This is a genomic window from Kitasatospora sp. NPDC001660 (genome assembly GCF_053596725.1).
Genome location: NZ_JBSFGU010000036.1, coordinates 62,708 through 78,858 on the forward strand (window position 1 = coordinate 62,708; position 16,151 = coordinate 78,858).

General features: G+C 72.4%; 12 protein-coding genes. 7 read left to right on the top strand and 5 right to left on the bottom strand.

The window, feature by feature from the left end:
* The first annotated feature begins 10 nt into the window (after window positions 1-10).
* From ACWCXH_RS29650 to ACWCXH_RS29665, 4 genes are all read left to right on the top strand, one after another.
* A complete protein-coding gene (locus tag ACWCXH_RS29650; protein ID WP_449804558.1) occupies window positions 11-1,801 on the top strand; it encodes a non-ribosomal peptide synthetase in 1,791 nt (596 codons plus the stop codon).
* On the top strand, window positions 1,798-4,587 hold the full coding sequence (locus ACWCXH_RS29655; protein WP_449804559.1) for a condensation domain-containing protein: 2,790 nt from the start codon (window positions 1,798-1,800) through the stop codon (window positions 4,585-4,587). Before ACWCXH_RS29650 ends, ACWCXH_RS29655 begins: the two co-directional genes overlap by 4 nt.
* Before the next feature lie 350 nt (window positions 4,588-4,937).
* Window positions 4,938-5,588 carry a hemerythrin domain-containing protein gene (locus ACWCXH_RS29660; RefSeq protein ID WP_449804560.1) on the top strand — a complete coding sequence of 217 codons (651 nt, stop codon included), beginning with the start codon at window positions 4,938-4,940 and terminating at the stop codon, window positions 5,586-5,588.
* Window positions 5,589-5,625: 37 nt separating this feature from the next.
* On the top strand, window positions 5,626-6,198 hold the full coding sequence (locus ACWCXH_RS29665) for an anthrone oxygenase family protein (protein WP_449804561.1): 573 nt from the start codon (window positions 5,626-5,628) through the stop codon (window positions 6,196-6,198).
* 333 nt (window positions 6,199-6,531) lie between these two features.
* Here ACWCXH_RS29665 and ACWCXH_RS29670 read toward each other — a convergent pair whose 3' ends face one another.
* The 5 genes from ACWCXH_RS29670 to ACWCXH_RS29690 form a co-directional block, all read right to left on the bottom strand.
* Window positions 6,532-6,936 (bottom strand): HEAT repeat domain-containing protein, encoded by a 405-nt coding sequence (locus ACWCXH_RS29670; protein WP_449804562.1) that lies wholly within the window; start codon window positions 6,934-6,936, stop codon window positions 6,532-6,534.
* Between the two features lie 20 nt (window positions 6,937-6,956).
* On the bottom strand, window positions 6,957-7,601 hold the full coding sequence (locus ACWCXH_RS29675; RefSeq protein ID WP_449804563.1) for a 4'-phosphopantetheinyl transferase family protein: 645 nt from the start codon (window positions 7,599-7,601) through the stop codon (window positions 6,957-6,959).
* Complete coding sequence (locus ACWCXH_RS29680; RefSeq protein ID WP_449804564.1) at window positions 7,598-7,741, bottom strand: hypothetical protein; 144 nt, start codon at window positions 7,739-7,741, stop codon at window positions 7,598-7,600. The genes ACWCXH_RS29675 and ACWCXH_RS29680 overlap by 4 nt, the downstream gene beginning before the upstream one ends.
* Window positions 7,742-7,838: 97 nt before the next feature.
* The gene (locus tag ACWCXH_RS29685) at window positions 7,839-9,512 is read right to left on the bottom strand and encodes a flavin-containing monooxygenase (RefSeq protein ID WP_449804565.1); all 1,674 of its coding nucleotides are present in this window, start codon (window positions 9,510-9,512) and stop codon (window positions 7,839-7,841) included.
* A gap of 16 nt (window positions 9,513-9,528) precedes the next feature.
* Window positions 9,529-10,416, bottom strand: a complete 888-nt coding sequence (locus ACWCXH_RS29690; protein WP_449804566.1) for a class I SAM-dependent methyltransferase — start codon at window positions 10,414-10,416, stop codon at window positions 9,529-9,531.
* Between the two features lie 3,308 nt (window positions 10,417-13,724).
* Between ACWCXH_RS29690 and ACWCXH_RS29695 the strand changes: the two genes are divergently transcribed.
* Genes ACWCXH_RS29695 through ACWCXH_RS29705 form a run of 3 tightly spaced genes read left to right on the top strand, consistent with a single transcriptional unit; the run spans window position 13,725 to window position 15,741 of the window.
* A complete protein-coding gene (locus ACWCXH_RS29695; protein ID WP_449804567.1) occupies window positions 13,725-13,985 on the top strand; it encodes a hypothetical protein in 261 nt (86 codons plus the stop codon).
* Between the two features lie 20 nt (window positions 13,986-14,005).
* Entirely contained in the window at window positions 14,006-14,989 is a 984-nt protein-coding gene (locus ACWCXH_RS29700; protein ID WP_449804568.1) for a 3-oxoacyl-ACP synthase III family protein, read from the top strand.
* Complete coding sequence (locus ACWCXH_RS29705) at window positions 14,986-15,741, top strand: SDR family NAD(P)-dependent oxidoreductase (RefSeq protein WP_449804569.1); 756 nt, start codon at window positions 14,986-14,988, stop codon at window positions 15,739-15,741. Before ACWCXH_RS29700 ends, ACWCXH_RS29705 begins: the two co-directional genes overlap by 4 nt.
* Window positions 15,742-16,151 lie beyond the last annotated feature (410 nt).

Here is a 16,151-nt window from a genome sequence, read left to right on the forward strand (position 1 = left end):
GGAACCACACATGTCCGCTGCGGACACCGTCCCGGCCCTCATCGCCCGGAACGCCGCCGAGCGCCCGCACGCGCTCGCCGTGACCGACGGCACCACCGTCCTGACCTACCGCGAACTCACCGACGCCGCACTGAAGTTGGCCACCGTACTGGCCGGCCGCGGGGTCGGCCCCGGCAGCGCCGTCGGCCTGCTCTGCGCCCGCTCGACCCGCCTCGTCGTCGCCCAGCTCGCCGTCTGGCACGCCGGCGGCCACGTCGTCCCGCTCGACCCCGCCTACCCGCGCCCGCGCATCGCCGACATGCTCGCGGACGCCGGCGTCGAGCTCACCCTCGGCGACAAGGCCCTGCTCGCCGAGGCCGGCCTGCCCGAGGACCGCACCCTCGTCCTCAGCGAGCGCGGCACCGACGAGGAGCCCACCGCCGAAGCCCTGCCCACCGCCGGCCCGGCCGCGACCGCCCTGGTGCTCTTCACCTCCGGCTCCACCGGCCGGCCCAAGGGCGTCCGCGTCCCGCACGGCGGCATCGCCGACCTCGTCACCGCGCGGGACGGGATCCGCGTCGAGCCGCGCGACCGCGTCCTGTTCCACTCCGCCGTCACCTTCGACGCCTCCACCCTCGAGCTGTGGGCGCCGCTCGCGAACGGCGCCGCCGTGGCCGTCTCGCCCGCCGATCGGCCCACCGCCGAGGAACTCGCCGCCGACGTCGAACGGTTCGGCGTCACCGTGCTCTTCCTCACCACCGCGCTCTTCCACCACCTCGCCGCCCGCCAGTCCCGCATCTTCGGCGTCGTGCGCACCCTCGCCGTCGGCGGTGAGGCGCTCTCGCCCGACCACTCCGCCGCCGTGCTGCGGGCCTTCCCGTGGCTGGAGCTCGTCAACGGCTACGGGCCCACCGAGGGCACCACCTTCACCACCCTGCACCGCGTCGACCCGGCCGACTGCGCCGGTCCCGTGCCCATCGGCCGTGCCTTCGGCGGCGCCCGCGTGCTCGTCCTCGACGAACGGCTCGCCCCCGTGCCGACCGGCACCGTCGGCGAGCTGTGGATCGCCGGCGCCCGCATCGCCGACGGTTACCTCGACCGGCCCGAGCTCACCGCCGAGCGCTTCCGCGAGCTGCCCGGCGTCGGGCGGGCCTACCGCAGCGGCGACCTCGCGGCCCAACGCCCAGACGGCGTCCTGGAGTTCCACGGCCGCGTCGACCACCAGGTGAAGGTGCGCGGCTTCCGGATCGAGCCGGAGGAGGTCGAGCACGCGCTGCTGCAGTTCGCCGAGGTCGCCGAGGCGGCCGTCGTCGTGCGCCGGGCCGGCCGGCCGGACGCCGCCCTCACCGCGTGCGTCGTGCCCGTCGAGGGAACCCGCCCGCAGGCCGACACCCTGCGCGCCCGGCTCGCCGAGCGGCTGCCCGCCCACCTCGTGCCCACCGCGTGGGCGATGCTGGACGTCCTCCCGCTCACCGGCACCGGCAAGGTCGACCGCCGGGCGCTCGCCGAGGACTCCGGCCCGGCCGGCCCGGCCGAGGACGCCGCCGAGCTCACGCCGATCCAGCAGGCCGTCGCCGACGCGTGGTCCCGCGCCCTCGGCCGCCGGGTGGCCTCCCCGGCCGCCGACTTCCTCGCCGAGGGCGGCCACTCGCTGCTCGCCATGTGGGTCGTCGACGACCTCCGCGAGGACCTCGGCGTCGAACTCTCGCTCACCGACTTCCTCGCCAACCCCACCGTCGCGGCCCAGGCCGACCTGCTCGAACGGTCCCTGCGCGAGGTTGAAGCCGACGCGGGCGCCGAGGCGCAGGGGGTGGCCCGATGAGCGCCGTCGACCAGGCCGACCTCCTGCAGCGTGCCCGCCGACGGACGCGCCCTGCGGCCACCCGCCCCGCCCCGCCCGCCCAGCCCACCGGCCCCGCCCCGCTCTCGCACGCCCAGCAGCGGATGTGGCTGATGGACCACCTCGGCCAGGGCGGCGCCCTCTACAACGTCCCGCTCGCCACCCGCCTGCGCGGCCCGCTCGACCCCGCAGCGCTCGCCACCGCCCTCACCGCGCTCACCGAGCGGCACGCCGTCCTGCGCACGCACTACGGCAGCCGGGACGACCAGCCCTACCAGGAGGCAGCGCCGACGGCCCCGGTGCCGCTCCCGGTCCTCGACGCCACCGAGGCGGACACCCCCGGCCTGCTCGCCGCCGAAGCCGCCCGCCCGTTCGACCTCGCCACCGGCCCGGTCCTGCGCGCACTGCTGCTCCGGCACGCGCCCGAGGACCACACCTTCCTCCTCACGATCCACCACATCGCCGTCGACGGCGGCTCCCTGCCGATCGTCGGCGCCGAACTCGCCACCCTCTACCAGGCCGCACGCGACCGGCGCCCCGCCCAACTCCCGCCGCCCGGCCCGGCGTACGCCGACCACGCGCGCCGCGAACGCTCCCGCGACGCCGAGCTCACCGCCGCCGCCGACGCCCGCGCCGCCCACCTGGCCGGCGCCCGCCCGCTGCCGCTCCTGCGGCCCGTCCCACCCGGCACCCGCGAGCGCCGCGCCGCCCTGCACGCCGCCCCGCTCGCCCCCGGCACCGTCGACGGGCTGCGCCGCCTCGGCGCCCGGCACGGCGCCACACTGTTCGGCGTCGTCCTGGCGGCGGCCTTCGCGACGCTGCGCACCGCCTCCGGCGAGGCCGACCTCGTCCTCGGCTGCGCCAGCGGCCACCGCGTCGACCTGCGGAACACCGTCGGCCTGAGTGTCAACACCCTCGCCCTGCGGGCCGAGATCGCGGGCGACGCGGCCTTCACCGAGGTCCTCGGCCGGGTCAGGGCCGCGTTGCTGGACGCGCAGGAGCACCACGAGGTCCCGTTCGACCTGGTCCTCGAACGCCTCGGCGCCTCGGCGCGCGGCGCGGACGGCACCCCCCTGCTCTCCGTCAGCTGCGACGTCGTCCGCCCCGCAGAGCCGCTCGCGCTGCCGGGCCTCGCCGCCGAGACCGTCGAACTCGACCTCGGCCTCGCCAAGTTCGGCCTCGCCCTGCTGGTCGAGGACGGCCCGCGGCCGCGCTGCCTGGTCCAGCACGATCGCGACGCCCTCGACGAGGAGACGGCCGGACGCCTGCTCACCGCGTTCGCCGAACTGCTCGCCGCCGTTGCCGCCGACGGGGACCGCCGCGTCGACGAGCTTCCCGGCGAGCGGCTCACCGCCTCCGAACACCCGGCGCTCACCGCCCTGTTGGCCGATCCGCGGGTCGTCGAGGCGACGCTCGCCCGGTCGGCGGACGGCCCGCTGCTCGGCTACGCCGTCGTGCGCGGCCCGGTCGCGCCCACCGGCGCCGAGCTCAAATCCGGTCTGCGCCGCGCCGTGCGGACGACCGAACTCCCGGCCGCCGTCGTCCTGCTGGACCGCCTGCCACGGCACCCCGACGGCAGCCCGGACCACGCCCGGTTGCCCGGCGCCGCCCGGCCGGCGGCCGACGAACGCGGCCCGCTGACCGCCGTCCGCGAGGCCTTCGGCGAACTGCTCGGCACCACTCCGGCCGCCGACGGCGACTTCTTCCACCTCGGCGGCCACTCCCTGGTCGCCGTCCAGCTGGCCGAGCGCCTGCGCACCCGCACCGGCCTCCCGCTGACCGGCCTCGACGTCCTGGAACAGCGCACCCCGCGCGCCCTCGCCGCGCTCCTCGCCACCCGGGCCGACGAGCGTCGCGCCGCCCTCGCCCGTACCGGCGCCCCGGTCACGCGGGCTCGCGCCGGTACGGTCCTGGTCACCGGCGCCACCGGCGGGGTCGGCGCGGCCGTGCTGCAGGAGTTGATGGCCCAGGGCCGCCCGGTGCGGGCGCTGGTCCGCCCCGAGTCGGCCCACCTGCCGGCCCTCAACGGCGTCGAGCTGGCCGAGGGCGACCTCGCCGACCCCGACAGCCTGCGCCGCGCGGTGGAGGGCGCCGATGCCGTCATCCACGCCGCGTGCACCTTCACCGACCACGCCACCGACGTCGCCGCGATGCGCGCCCTGGTGGACGGCTGGCGGGGCGGGCCGTTCGTCTTCGTCAGCAGCATCGACGCCTACGGCCGGCCCGCCGGCACCGACGTCCCCGAGGGCGCCGAGTCCGGCCCGGGGCTCAGCCCCTACGGCCGGGCCAAGCTCGACTGCGAACGGATCCTCCTGGAGTCCGGCCGGGGCCCGGCGAGCATCGTGCGCGCCCCGATCGTCTGGGGCCCGCACCGGCGGCTGCGCGACCAGCTCCGTTGGGGCTCCACCGGCGCCCTCTACCAGGATGCCCTGGCCGGCCGGCCCATCACCCTGCCCGACGGTCCCGCCTGGGCCGGCGCCTGCTGGGTGCACTCGGCCGCGCTCGCCCGAGCCCTCGGTGCGTGCGCGGCGGAGCAGCCGCCCGCCGCCGGGCGGATCGTCAACGCCGTGACGGGCCACGTCTCCTGGGCGGACTTCACGGCCGAGCTCGTCCGCCTGCTCGGGTCCCGGAGCGCCGTCACGCCCGGCCCGGACGCCGACCCGGAGCTCCGACGCCCCTGGCACTACGGCTCCGAGACCCTCGCCGTCCCCCTCCGCCCCGAACCGGGCGAGGACTGGCGCAGCGTGCTGGCCGCCATGGTCGGCTGACGACCGGCTGAACCACCACCGAGCACGAGGCCCCCGGGAGCACCGCCCCCGGGGGCCTCGCCCTTTTCCGCCACTGCCTGACGTACTTCTCGACGTTCTTCTTCAGGCGATCCCGGCGGCGGCCGTGTGGCGGAACCGGCACACGGCCGATGCGCGGCTGTTTGACGGAGATCCCCGGCCGTGTTGGTCCGAACGCCGTTCCCGTGTCCTGTCGGTGGCCATTTCCGCCGATCGCTAGAAGGCGGCTGGAGGAGGAGTGGAAATGCGTGGTCCGGCGTTCGGACGGTGTGTTCCCATCGATGCACGGGACGGGCAACGGTCAGGTACACCAGCGGAGGTGATGGAGCGTCATGTCCGGCAACGAGAGCATGGTGTGGTCGAGCGAGCAGGGTCTGGGCGGCCTCCCGGAGCACATCCGGGGATTCGGCCTGATGCACGTGGCGATGCGGCGCGACGCGGCCCGCCTGTGCGCGGCGGCCCGGAGCGTACGGCCCGGTGGCGCACGGGCGTTGGGTGAGTGGTTCGGCCGGCTCCGCGCGGTGATCGACTGGCACCACCACAGCGAGGACGAGATCCTCTGGCCCTACCTGCGCGGGCACGTGCCCGGTTTCGACGGGAGCGGCGCGCTGGAGCAGGACCACGGCGCCCTGGACCGCTCGATGAGCCGGGTGGCGGGCGTCCTGACCACCGGACGGGTCGTGGAACTCCCGGAAGCCGCCCAGGAGTTCGCCGACCTGGTCCGCGACCACCTGCGGCACGAGGAGCGAGTGGTGTTCCCGGTGCTCGCCACCCTGGGCGTCGCGGAGTACGGCCGGGTCGAGCGGCGGATCATCGGGAGCGCCCCCGCCCAGGTGATGACCTACCTGCAGCCGTGGATGTTCGACGGCGCGGACGCGGCCTCGGTGGCCGCCGTCGCGGCGACCATCCCGGCGCCGGTGCGGCTGCTGGGCCGCACCGTCCTGGAACGCCGCTACCGGCGCACCCTGGCCCCGGTCCTGTGACCGGTCACCGCACCATCCGTGTCCCGAAGGAGTACTGATGAGCACCAACCGGACCGCACCACCCACCACCTTCCACTCCGCCTACGGCGCCCCCGCCGTCCCCGCCGCCCAGGGCAAGGCCGCCGGGCCCGTGCTGGTGGCGGCGACCATCGCGATGGGCCTGATGGCGGGCCTGTTCTTCGCCTTCGACGTCTCGGTGATGCCGGGGCTGGCCAAGGGCGACGACCGTACGTACGTGACGGCGATGCAGAACATCAACAAGGCGATCGAGAACGGGCTGTTCGGCCTGGTCTTCGTCGGCGCGTTCGCCGCGACCGGTGTCGCCGCGTTCCTGCAGTACCGGGCCGGCCGGCGCAGCGCGGCGTTCTGGGCGGCGGCCGCGACCGTCCTGTACGTGGCCGCGCTGATGGTCACGATGGGTGTCAACATCCCGCTGAACAACCAGCTGGCCGCCGCCGGCGACCCGGCGCACATCACGGACTTCCACGGCGTGCGGGAGAAGTTCGAGGGCACCTGGGTGGCCACGAACATGCTCCGCACCCTGCTGTGCACGGCGGGCCTGGCGGCCCTCACCCGTGCGCTGTTCCTGCACGGCCGTGGCTCGCGCTGAGCGACAAAAGCGCCTCTGTGCCCGCCCGGTGTGATCCGGGCGGGCACCAGCACGCCTGACGTCCTTGCAGGGGCTTGACGTTGTTGGCGCAGGTCCACTTCTGGGGCGCCACCGAAGGGCAGGTCGTCCGGGGCCACCGACCCCTCTCCCGAATCCGGGCCCGGAGGCGATCGGCGACCCGCTCGAAGACGGCGACGACCTCCGAGGCCTCCGGCATGTGCCGGTCGTCCCCCGACCCGCCGAGCAACCAGGTGTTCGTCTCCCACTCCACGCGCCGGTCGGCCGGCTCCAACGCCAGTGGCTCCTTTGCCACCTCGGCGATCCACGTCAACATCACGGCCGCGGATTCCAGCGCTGGAGCAGGTGCACGGCTTCCGTCCGCGCCGCTTCGTCGGCCTCCGCGTCCGACGCCAGCTCCGACGTGAGGCCCTCGAAGTACTCCTGGTCCTCGTCCGACTGGAGACAGACGTTGAGGATCGCGTCGCTGAGGTGGTCGGCGGTGTCGAAGTCGGCGCCGGCGAAGGCCCCGAGGACCAGCCGCAGGCCCAGGACATCGCGCCGTTCGAGCAGCGCCTCCGCCGTCTGCTGCGTGACGGCCGTGTCGCGGCCGTCCTGAAGGAGACGGCGGAGGACCTCCGTGACGGCAGGGACGTCCGCGTGGGCGGCGAGTTGCCGGCCGGCGTTCGCCCGGTCCGACCAGGACGGCGAGGTGGAGGCGCGCAGCGCCGCGTTCAGCATGGGGCCATCCTGGCACGGGCTCACGGGAGGGCGATCGTGGTGATCAGGATGCCGCCGGTGTGGTGCCAGCGGCCGGTGAACGCACGGCCGTCGCGGTGGGTGGTGAAGGTCCCGTCGGGGTGGACCGTCACGGGCGTCTCGGCGAGCGGGGCCCACTGGCGGGTGAGCGGGTACCAGGCCTTGTAGGCGGCCTCCTTGGCGCTGAACAGCAGCCGGTCCCACGGTGCCTCGCCCGGAGGCAGCTGTGCGAGCCCGTCCTGCTCGGCGGCGGAAGCCGTGAGCCCCAGGATGCCGGCGGGCAGCGGCCGGGCCGGCTCCGCGTCGATCCCGAGCGAGGCGAGCCGCCCGGCCGGCGCGACGGCGCACGCGGTGTACCCGTTGCAGTGCGTGATGCTGCCGACCACCCCGTCCGGCCACACCGGCGCACCCCCGGCCCCGGGCAGCAACGGTGTTGGTGCGTAACCGAGTTGTTCGAGCGCCCGCCGCGCGAGCGTACGGGCGACGGTGAACTGCCGGGTGCGCCGCTCCGGCCGCCCGGCGATGTGCGCGGCCTCGGCCGGGAGGAGCGGCGCCTGCGGCCCGTCCCCGAACGCCTCCGCCCACCGGACGGGACCGCGTGTGGCGCCGCGCATCGGCAGGGCCGGCGGCGTCGCGGTGGTGATCACGCGTTCGTGTCCTTGGTGGCGTTGTTGAGGTGTGCGTGGAGCTTGGTGTTGAGGTGGGCGAGCGTGTCGAGGATGGCGGGCCGGACGGGGTGGGTGGGGTGGTCGAGGACGGTTTCGTCGACGACGTCGATGGTGTGCACGCGAGTTGACCTCGCCTTCCGGGGGGCGGGATGGCTGTGGGCCGGGCCCCGTGGTGCTGCGTGGCGGCAGGGGGCCGGCCCGTTGCTGAGCGCGGTGTCAGTTGTCGGGGGTCGCCTGTGTGGTGGTTTGGTAGTTGGTGTGGTCGAAGTGGTGGGTTTGGTTGTGGTATTTCCGGGTGTAGGTGGGCCAGATGGTGGGGTTGTTGCCGTGTTGGTCGGTGTACCAGCTGTGGCAGTTGCCGGTGTTCCAGACGGTGTTTTTGAGTTTTTTCTGGAGTTGGGTGTTGTAGTTTTTTTGTGCTTGGGGGCGGGGTTCGAGGCTGGTGATGTGGTGGGTGTTGATGGTTTTGAGGGCGTTGATGATGTAGGTGATTTGGGCTTCGATGATGATGGTTTGGGAGGAGTGGCCGAGGGTGGTGTTGGGGCCGAGGATCATGAAGAGGTTGGGGTAGCCGTGGATGGTGGTGCCGCGGTGGGCTTGCATGCCGTGTTGGGTCCAGGTTTGGGCGAGGGTGGTGCCGTTTTTGCCGTGGATGCGGTGGGCGATGGGGCGGTTGGTGGGGGTGAAGCCGGTGGCGAGGATGATGGTGTCGATGGTGTGGTGTTGGCCGTCGGTGGTGGTGATGTGGGTGGGGCCGATGTGGTCGATGGGGGTGGTGATGATGTCGACGTTGGGTTGTTGGATGGCGGGGTACCAGGTGTTGGAGAAGAGGAGGCGTTTGCAGCCGATGGTGTAGTCGGGGGTGAGGCGGGTGCGGAGTTCGGGGTCGGGGACGGATTTTTTGAGGTGGCTGGCGGCCATGTTTTTCATGGCGGTGGTGCGGGAGGGGCGGGACATGAAGAACGCGATGATTTCGCGGCCGTGTTTGTTGAAGTTGCGGCGGAATTGTTGGTAGCCGGGGAGGTGGCGGAGCATCCAGGTGTGGCGGGGGGTGTTGGGTTTGTCGGGTTTGGCGGCGATCCAGGGTGGGGTGCGTTGGTAGAGGTCGAGGCGGGCGACTTTGGGTTGGATGTGGGGGACGAATTGGATGGCGGAGGCGCCGGTGCCGATGACGGCGACGTTGCGTCCGGTGAGGTCGTGGTCGTGGCGCCAGGTGGCGGAGTGGTAGAGGGTGCCGGTGAAGGTGGACAGGCCGGGCAGGTCGGGGATGGCGGGGTCGGAGAGGTAGCCGGTGGCGGTGACGAGGATCTGGGCGGTGTAGTGGCCTTGGCTGGTGTGGATGTCCCAGTGGCGTTTGGTTTCGTTCCAGTGGGCGGCGAGGAGTTCGTGGTTGTAGCGCAGGTAGGGCAGGATGCCGAATTTTTCGGCGCAGTGGTGTAGGTAGGCGTGGACTTCGGCCTGGGTGGCGAAGGTGGAGGCCCAGTTGGGGTTGCGGGCGAAGGAGAAGGAGTAGAGGTGGGCCTGGACGTCGCAGGCGCAGCCGGGGTAGGTGTTGTCGCGCCAGGTGCCGCCGAGGTCGTTGGCGCGTTCGAAGACGAGGAAGTCGTCGGTGCCGGTCTGCAGGAGGCGGATGGCGGTGCCGAGGCCGGAGAAGCCGGTGCCGATGACGGCGACTTTGAGGTGGCGCAGCGGGGTGGTGTCGGTGGGTGTGGTGGCGGTGGCGGTGTGGGTGGCGGTGTGGGTGCCTTCGCCGGTGCCGGCGCCGGTGTTCTTGCCGGTGGCGGCGCCGGTGTTCTTGCCGGTGCCGGTGCTGGTGCTGGTGTTGGTGCCGGCGTTGTTGTTGGGGTTGTTGTCGTTGGTGTGGGTGGGGTGGGGGGTGGTGGTGGTCATGGTGGTGGCTTTCTTGTCAGGCGCGGCGGGTGAGGGTGATGCGGAAGTTGTTGAAGATGTGGTCTTCGAGGGTGTAGGCGAAGATGTCGAGGTAGCGTTCGAAGCGCTGGACGGTGGTTTCGTCGGTCATGGTGATGGCTTCGGTGCGGCGGGTGGCGAGGAGTTCGAGCCAGGCGCGGCAGGCGCGGGCGAAGGATTCGGGTTCGTTGCGGATTTCGGTGACTTCGAAGAGTCCGTCGAGGCCGGTGGCGAGTTCGGGTAGGCGGGGGATGTGGCAGCCTTCGAATTCTTCGCGCTGGAGGAACTTGAGGTCGTCGAGGAGTTGGCGGCGCAGTGGGGGGTTTTCGACGGTCATGGTGTGCAGGACGAAGCGGGCGCCGGGCTTGAGGAGGGAGTGGACCTGCTTGAAGAAGACGCGGTAGCGCTGGGTGCGTTCCTTGGGGGTGAGGGATGAGAGGACGAAGTGTTCGAGGGCGTTGATGCAGAACGCGGCGTCGTAGGGGTCGCCGTCGGCCTTGTGGTCTTCCCAGGATTCGACGCGGGCTTGGATGCGGGGGTTGTCGAGGGCGGTGATGAAGTCGGCCTGGGTGCGGGAGAGGGTGACGCCGACGGCGTGGGCCACGCCGTGGACGGTGGTGAGGCGGTTGAGCATGGTGCCCCAGCCGCAGCCGATGTCGAGGACCTTGGGGGTGTTCGCGGCGCGGGCGAGGTCGGTGAAGACGTCGAGCTTGCGTTCCTGGGCCTCGTCGAGGGTGTCGAGGAGGTCTTCGCCGTCTTCCCAGTAGCCGCCGGAGTACATCATGGTGGGGCCGAGGATGAGGCGGTAGAGGTCGTTGGGGACCTCGTAGTGGTGGCGGATGGCTTCGACGTCGGGGTTGATGGAGCGGGCGTCGATGGTGGTCATGCGGGGTGTCCTGTTCTGGTCGGGGGACGGTCGGGGGTGCCGGCGGGCGGGCCCGCGGGGCGCTGACACGCTTTGGCCGGGCGGGTCGTCCGGGCGGCTGGTCCGGGCGGGGACGGTGCGGGAGTGTTCCCGGTGCCGGTGCCGGTGCCGGTGCCGGTGCCGGTGCCGGTGCCCGGTGAGGGGTGTCCGGGTGTGGTCGTGTCCGGTCGCCAGCTGCGGGACGGTGCCGGTGTGCCGGCGGGTGGTGCCGGCGGTCGGTCGGGCCGTGGTGCCTTCCTGCGGGCGGTGCTTGGCCCTTCGGTGCCCGGTGGCGCGGTGGTGCCTTCGTGAGGGCGGGTGGTGACGGTCCGTTCGGTGCCCGCGGCCCGGTGGTGTCTTGGGCGTGGGGCGTTCGGTGAACGGCCGGTGGTGCTTGTGGTGCGTGGCCGTTCGGTGCCTGGTGCCCGGTGGTGCGTCGGGTATTCGGGGCTTGTGGCGCTTGGCTGTTCGGTGGGGCTGTCGGCCGGTGGCGGTGTCCCGCGTGGTGCGGTGGTGTCTTCGTGCGGGCGGTGCCTGGCCGTTCGGTGCCCGGTGGTGACGGGCCGTTCGGTGCCGGTGCCCGTGGCCCGGTGACGCGTCGGGCGTGGGGCGTTCGGTGTCCGGCCGGTGGGTGGTGCCCCGTGTGGTGGCGGGCGGTGGTGCCGCGTGGTGGCCGGCGCCGGCTTTCGTGCGGGTTGTGCCGCTGTCAGGCACCGGTGGCCGGTGGCTGGTGGAGCGTGGTGCGTGCGGTGCTTGCGGCGCTTGGTCGTTCGGTGCCGCTGCCCGTGGCCCGGTGACGCGTCGGGTGTGAGGCGTTCGGTGTCCGGCCGTTCGGCAGGGTTTTCCGTTCGGGTGGGTCCCGTGCGGTGGCAGGTGCCGGGCGGCTGGCCAGTTGGTGCTTGTGGTGCGTGGCCGTTCGGTGCCTGGTGCCCGGTGGTGCGTCGGGTGTGGGGCGTTCGGTGTCCGGCCGGTGGCCGGTGTCCCGTGTGGTGCGGTGGTGTCTTTGTGTGGGTTGTGCCGCTGTCAGGCGCCTGTGGCTGGTGGAGCGTGGTGCGTCCCGCGTGTGCGGCGCTTGGTCGTTCGGTGCCGCTGTCCGCTGTCCGCTGTCCGCTGCCCGGTGGTGGGTGGCGTTTGGCTGTGGGGTGCCTGGTGCCGGCTGTTGTCTGGTGCCCGGTGGGGCGGGCCTGTGGGGTGTGGCCGTGAGGCCGTACGCGGTGGCCGGGCGGGTGGGCGTGCGGGAGTGCCGGGAACTGTGGAGCGGTCGTGGGTCAGGAAAGCGCGTCCCTCGCAAGTGGCGCGCAAGCGGTGGGTGCGTGGCCTGGTTGCGGGGTCTTTGCGTGGGGGCGGGTTCCATGCGTTTGGCGGAACGCAGCACGGTTGCGGGGCCTGCCGGGCACCGTCTCCTGGGGTCTTCTCCTTGAGGGGGTGGCCCGGGCCCGGGCCGGCGGTCCACGTCACCAGCGTGGTCCGTGTACCCGGGCCGTCTTCGGGGCCTGTGGGGTCCCGGGGTTCGGGCTCGCGGCCGCCGGCTCGCGGGGCGTTTGTGAGGCCCCGGGGGCGGGATGCTGCCCCCCCTTGGGGCAGCGCGTCCGCTCCTGTACCACCGCTGTGCCCGCTCGTGTACCGCCTGCTCCTGTTGTGCCGTACCACCTTGTACTGTCCGCTCTGCCGCCGTGTCCTGTACGGCCGGTAGGGCTTGTACGGTCCGCATTCCCTGTGCGGTCCGAAGCATCCGCATCGTTTGTAGGGCCTTACGCAGTAAGGCGGTTGCGCGCTACGGCTGCACGACGCCGCCATCCGTGCGGCCTGTACCGCTCGCACGGCTTGTGCGCTGCGGACGGCCCGCGTGGCCGGCGCGCTCGTGCCGCCCTGCGAGGCAGCGCCGCTGCAGGTGCCGCTGCACCGCCTGTACTGCTTGCATGGTCTGTACGGCCGGCTGTGGCTTGTGGCCGGTGTGTTGTACCCGCGCGTTGCACCACCCGTGCTGTCCGGGCCGGTTCGTTGCGGCTTGTGCTGTACGGCTGTTGCGGGGCGGGGCTGTTCCACCGCATCATCCGTTTGGCCTGTGCCGTTCGTATGGTTGGTGCGCTCTGGACGGCCGGCGGGGCCCGTGCTGCCTGGACGGTTTTGTGCCGTAGGGCTGTGGGGTGGTTCTGCTGCTTCGTCTGCTCTGCCTGGCTGCCGGTTGCGGCCGTGCCGCCTGCACCGCCTGTACCGCCTGTACTGCTTGCATGGTCTGTACGGCCGGCTGTGGCTTGTGGCCGGTGTGTTGTACCCGCGCGTTGCACCACCCGTGCTGTCCGGGCCGGTTCGTTGCGGCTTGTGCTGTACGGCTGTTGCGGGGCGGGGCTGTTCCACCGCATCATCCGTTTGGCCTGTGCCGTTCGCATGGTTGGTGCGCTCTGGACGGCCGGCGGGGCCCGTGCTGCCTGGACGGTTTTGTGCCGTAGGGCTGTGGGGTGGCTCTGCTGCTTCGTCTGCTCTGCCTGGCTGCCGGTTGCGGCCGTGCCGCCCGCACCGCCTGTACCGCTGCACCGCCTGCATTGCTTGGACGGTGTGTACGGCCGGCTGTGGCTTGTGGCCGGTGTGTTGTACCCGCGCGTTGCACCACCCGTGTACTGCCTTGCCGGCCTGGGCCGGTGTGCGTTGTCCGGGTGTTGTGGGGCTCGGTTGCTGTACCGCGTTGCCGGCGCTGCCGTGTGATCGTGGACCGCGCCGTCGTACCGCTGTGTGTGTGCGGTGCGGCCGCACGGTGCCGCTGCTCGCCGCATCGGGCGTGGTGCTGTGCCTGGGGTACTGCCGTGTGTCGTACGGCGGTTGCCCCGCGTACCACCACGGCTCCGTCTGATGCCGGTTGTTGTGCCCGGCTTCTTCCGGTGGTGCTCCGGCGTCTTGTGGTGCCGGCTGGATCACCTGGTTGTTCGTGGTGCCGGTTGGTTCGTCTGGTTCCCGTCTGGCGGGGCCTGTGTCACCCGGCTCCGTCTGGTGCCGGTTGTTGTGCCCGGCTTCGTCCGGTGGTGCTCCGGCGTCACCTGGTGCCGGCTGTTCCTGCCGGTTCCGCCGGGTGGTGTTCGTTCCGGTTTCCGTGTGGTGCCGGTTGTTTGGTCCGGTTCTGTTGTGGGGCCGGTGTTTCGTCTGGCTTGTTCCTGGTGGTGTCGGGTGTTGTCCGGCGGTGCCTGGTTCGGTTGTGTGGCCGTGTCCTGTCTTGTGTCGGGGTGCGGTGTGTGGTTGGGCGCCCTTTGTTCCGGCACGGGTGTGTCGGGGGGTGTGGTGGAAGGGATGGTTGTGTCATGTCGGAGATTCCCACGGTTGAGGACCTGGCCGCGCAGTTGCAGGCGGTGTCGGGTGCGCAGGCCATTGATGCGGATGCGGCGTTGCAGCACATCGCGGATGTGGATTCGCTGGATCTGATGGAGTGGCTGTACGGGTTCCAGAACGCCTATCCGCATATTCCGGCGGATGAGTCGTTGTTCGCGGACATCGATGACACGACGACGCTGCGGGTGGTGCACGGGCGGATTCTGGCGCTGGTGGGCCGGGCGGGTTCCTGAGCGGGGGCGGGGGCCGGGTGATGAGCGGTTTCGATGTCGCCGGGTGGGGGATGTGGGTTCCCGGCCGGGTGGTGACGAGTGCGCAGCTGGCGGAGCGGTTCGGTGTGGATGAGCACTGGATCGTGTCCAGGTGTGGGATCCGTGAGCGTCGGGCGGTTGCGCCGGGTGAGACGACGGCGTCGATGGCGGTGGAGGCCGGGCGTCGGGCGTTGGTGCGGGCGGGGTTGTCGGGGGCGGATGTGGCGCATCTGATCGTGGCGACCGCGACGCCGGAGCAGCCGTCGCCGGCGACGTCGGCGTTCGTGCACGAGGCGCTGGGGATCGCCGGGAGCGCGCATGACGTGAACGCGGAGTGTGCGGGGTTCGTGTATGCGCTGGTGACGGCGGCGGGTCTGATGCGTATGGATCCGCGGCCGGTGCTGGTGGTGGGTTCGGACACGCACACGTTGACGGCGGATCCGCGGGACCGGGATCTGTCGATTCTGGTGGGTGACGGTGCGGGCGCGGTGGTCCTGGTCCCGGGGCCGGTTGATCGGGTGCGGGCGTGGAATCTGGGTGCGGACGGCTCGTGCAAGGACAGTCTGAAGGTCCTGGCGGGTGGTTCGCGGTTGCCCACCAGTGAGGAGACGGTGCGCCGGGGTCTGCACTACGCGCAGATCAACGGTAACGAGATCTACCTGAACGCGGTGCGTTACACGGTGCGGACGATCCGCGAGACGCTGGAGCAGGCGAAGGTGCGTCCCGAGGAGGTGGATCACGTGGTGCCGCATCAGGCGAACATCCGGATCATCAATTCGGTGCTCAACCATACGGGTATTCCTGCCGACCGGCTGGTGGCGAATCTGGAGCGGTACGGCAACACGGCGTCGGGTTCGGTGCCCATCGCGTTGGCGGAGGCGTTGGACGCGGGGCGGATCCGGGAGGGTGAGACGGTGTTGCTGGCCGGGTTCGGTGCCGGGATGACGTGGGGTTCGATGCTGCTGACCTGGGGAGGGAGCGCGTGAGCGGCCAGGATGTGTCCGGGCGGCGGCCGGCGGCGCCGGTGGCGCTGGTGACCGGTGCCTCTGGAGGGCTGGGGCGGGAGCTGGCGCTGGAGCTGGACGCGGCGGGCTGCCGGGTCGCGGTCCACTACAACAGTTCCCGTGAGGGGGCCCTGGAGGTGGCGGGCAGGCTCGTCAACGACCATGTGGTGGTGGGCGGGGACGTGGCCGACCACGACGCGGTCGTCGCGATGGTCGCACGGATCACGGCGGCGCTGGGGCCGGTGGACGTGCTGGTCAACAACGGCGGGATCCGCCGGGACGCGCTGATGGCGATGCAGTCCCCGGCCGACTGGCGTCAGGTGATCGACACGAACCTCATCGGCTCGTTCCACACCACGCGGGTGTGTGTGCCGGGGATGCTGCGCTCGCGGTGGGGTCGGGTGGTGAACGTCGTCTCTCCTTCCGCGCTGATCGCCACGGCCGGGCAGACCGCGTACTCGGCGTCCAAGGCGGGGCTGATCGGGCTGACGCGGACGCTGGCGGCGGAGTGCGGGCGCCGGGGGGTGACGGTCAACGCCCTGTCCCCGGGGTTCATGATCACGGGGATGACGGACACGCTGCCGCAGCGGGTGATCGAGGCGATGCGGGACAAGGCGCCCATCCCGCGGTTCGTCACTCCCCGGGAGGTCGCCCGCTCGATCCACCTGTTCCTGGAGCAGGACTGCATGACCGGCCAGGTCATCAGCATCGACTCGGGTGCCTCGATCACCTGACCCCGCCCCAGCCTCGCCCCGGCCAGGCCCCGGCCTCGCCCCGGCCAGGCCCCGGGCAGGCCCCGGGCTCGTCCGCTCCTCGGGGTGGCCTGCGGTCCAGGCCTGTCCCGGGCCCCTGCCCCTGCGGGGCGCTCGCCCGGGGCGGTGGCCGGGGCCCCGCGCCGGCGGCCCCCGGGTCCCCGGCCCGGCCCGCAGACGCCCTCGGCCCCTGCGGCCCCTGCGGCCACTCGGTCCCTGAGCCTCGGACCGTCCGCACAAGGGCCCCGCCCCCGGGTCCGCTGCCCGTGGACGGCGCTGCCCTGCCCCGCCCCCAACGGGTTTCCCCGTCCCCTCGGGAGAGTGTTGGGGGCGGGGCCGTGGGGGGGGGGGGGGGGGGGCCCGGGGGGGGGGGGGGGGGGGGTGGGTTGTGT

Excerpts from the sequence above, each read along its gene's own strand:
- ACWCXH_RS29660 (WP_449804560.1), top strand. The coding sequence starts at position 4,938 with ATGTCCGGCAACGAGAGCATGGTGTGGTCGAGCGAGCAGGGTCTGGGC.
- ACWCXH_RS29700 (WP_449804568.1), top strand. The coding sequence starts at position 14,006 with ATGAGCGGTTTCGATGTCGCCGGGTGGGGGATGTGGGTTCCCGGCCGG.
- ACWCXH_RS29655 (WP_449804559.1), top strand. The coding sequence starts at position 1,798 with ATGAGCGCCGTCGACCAGGCCGACCTCCTGCAGCGTGCCCGCCGACGG.
- ACWCXH_RS29650 (WP_449804558.1), top strand. The coding sequence starts at position 11 with ATGTCCGCTGCGGACACCGTCCCGGCCCTCATCGCCCGGAACGCCGCC.
- ACWCXH_RS29690 (WP_449804566.1), bottom strand. The coding sequence starts at position 10,416 with ATGACCACCATCGACGCCCGCTCCATCAACCCCGACGTCGAAGCCATC.
- ACWCXH_RS29695 (WP_449804567.1), top strand. The coding sequence starts at position 13,725 with ATGTCGGAGATTCCCACGGTTGAGGACCTGGCCGCGCAGTTGCAGGCG.
- ACWCXH_RS29665 (WP_449804561.1), top strand. The coding sequence starts at position 5,626 with ATGAGCACCAACCGGACCGCACCACCCACCACCTTCCACTCCGCCTAC.
- ACWCXH_RS29685 (WP_449804565.1), bottom strand. The coding sequence starts at position 9,512 with ATGACCACCACCACCCCCCACCCCACCCACACCAACGACAACAACCCC.
- ACWCXH_RS29670 (WP_449804562.1), bottom strand. The coding sequence starts at position 6,936 with ATGCTGAACGCGGCGCTGCGCGCCTCCACCTCGCCGTCCTGGTCGGAC.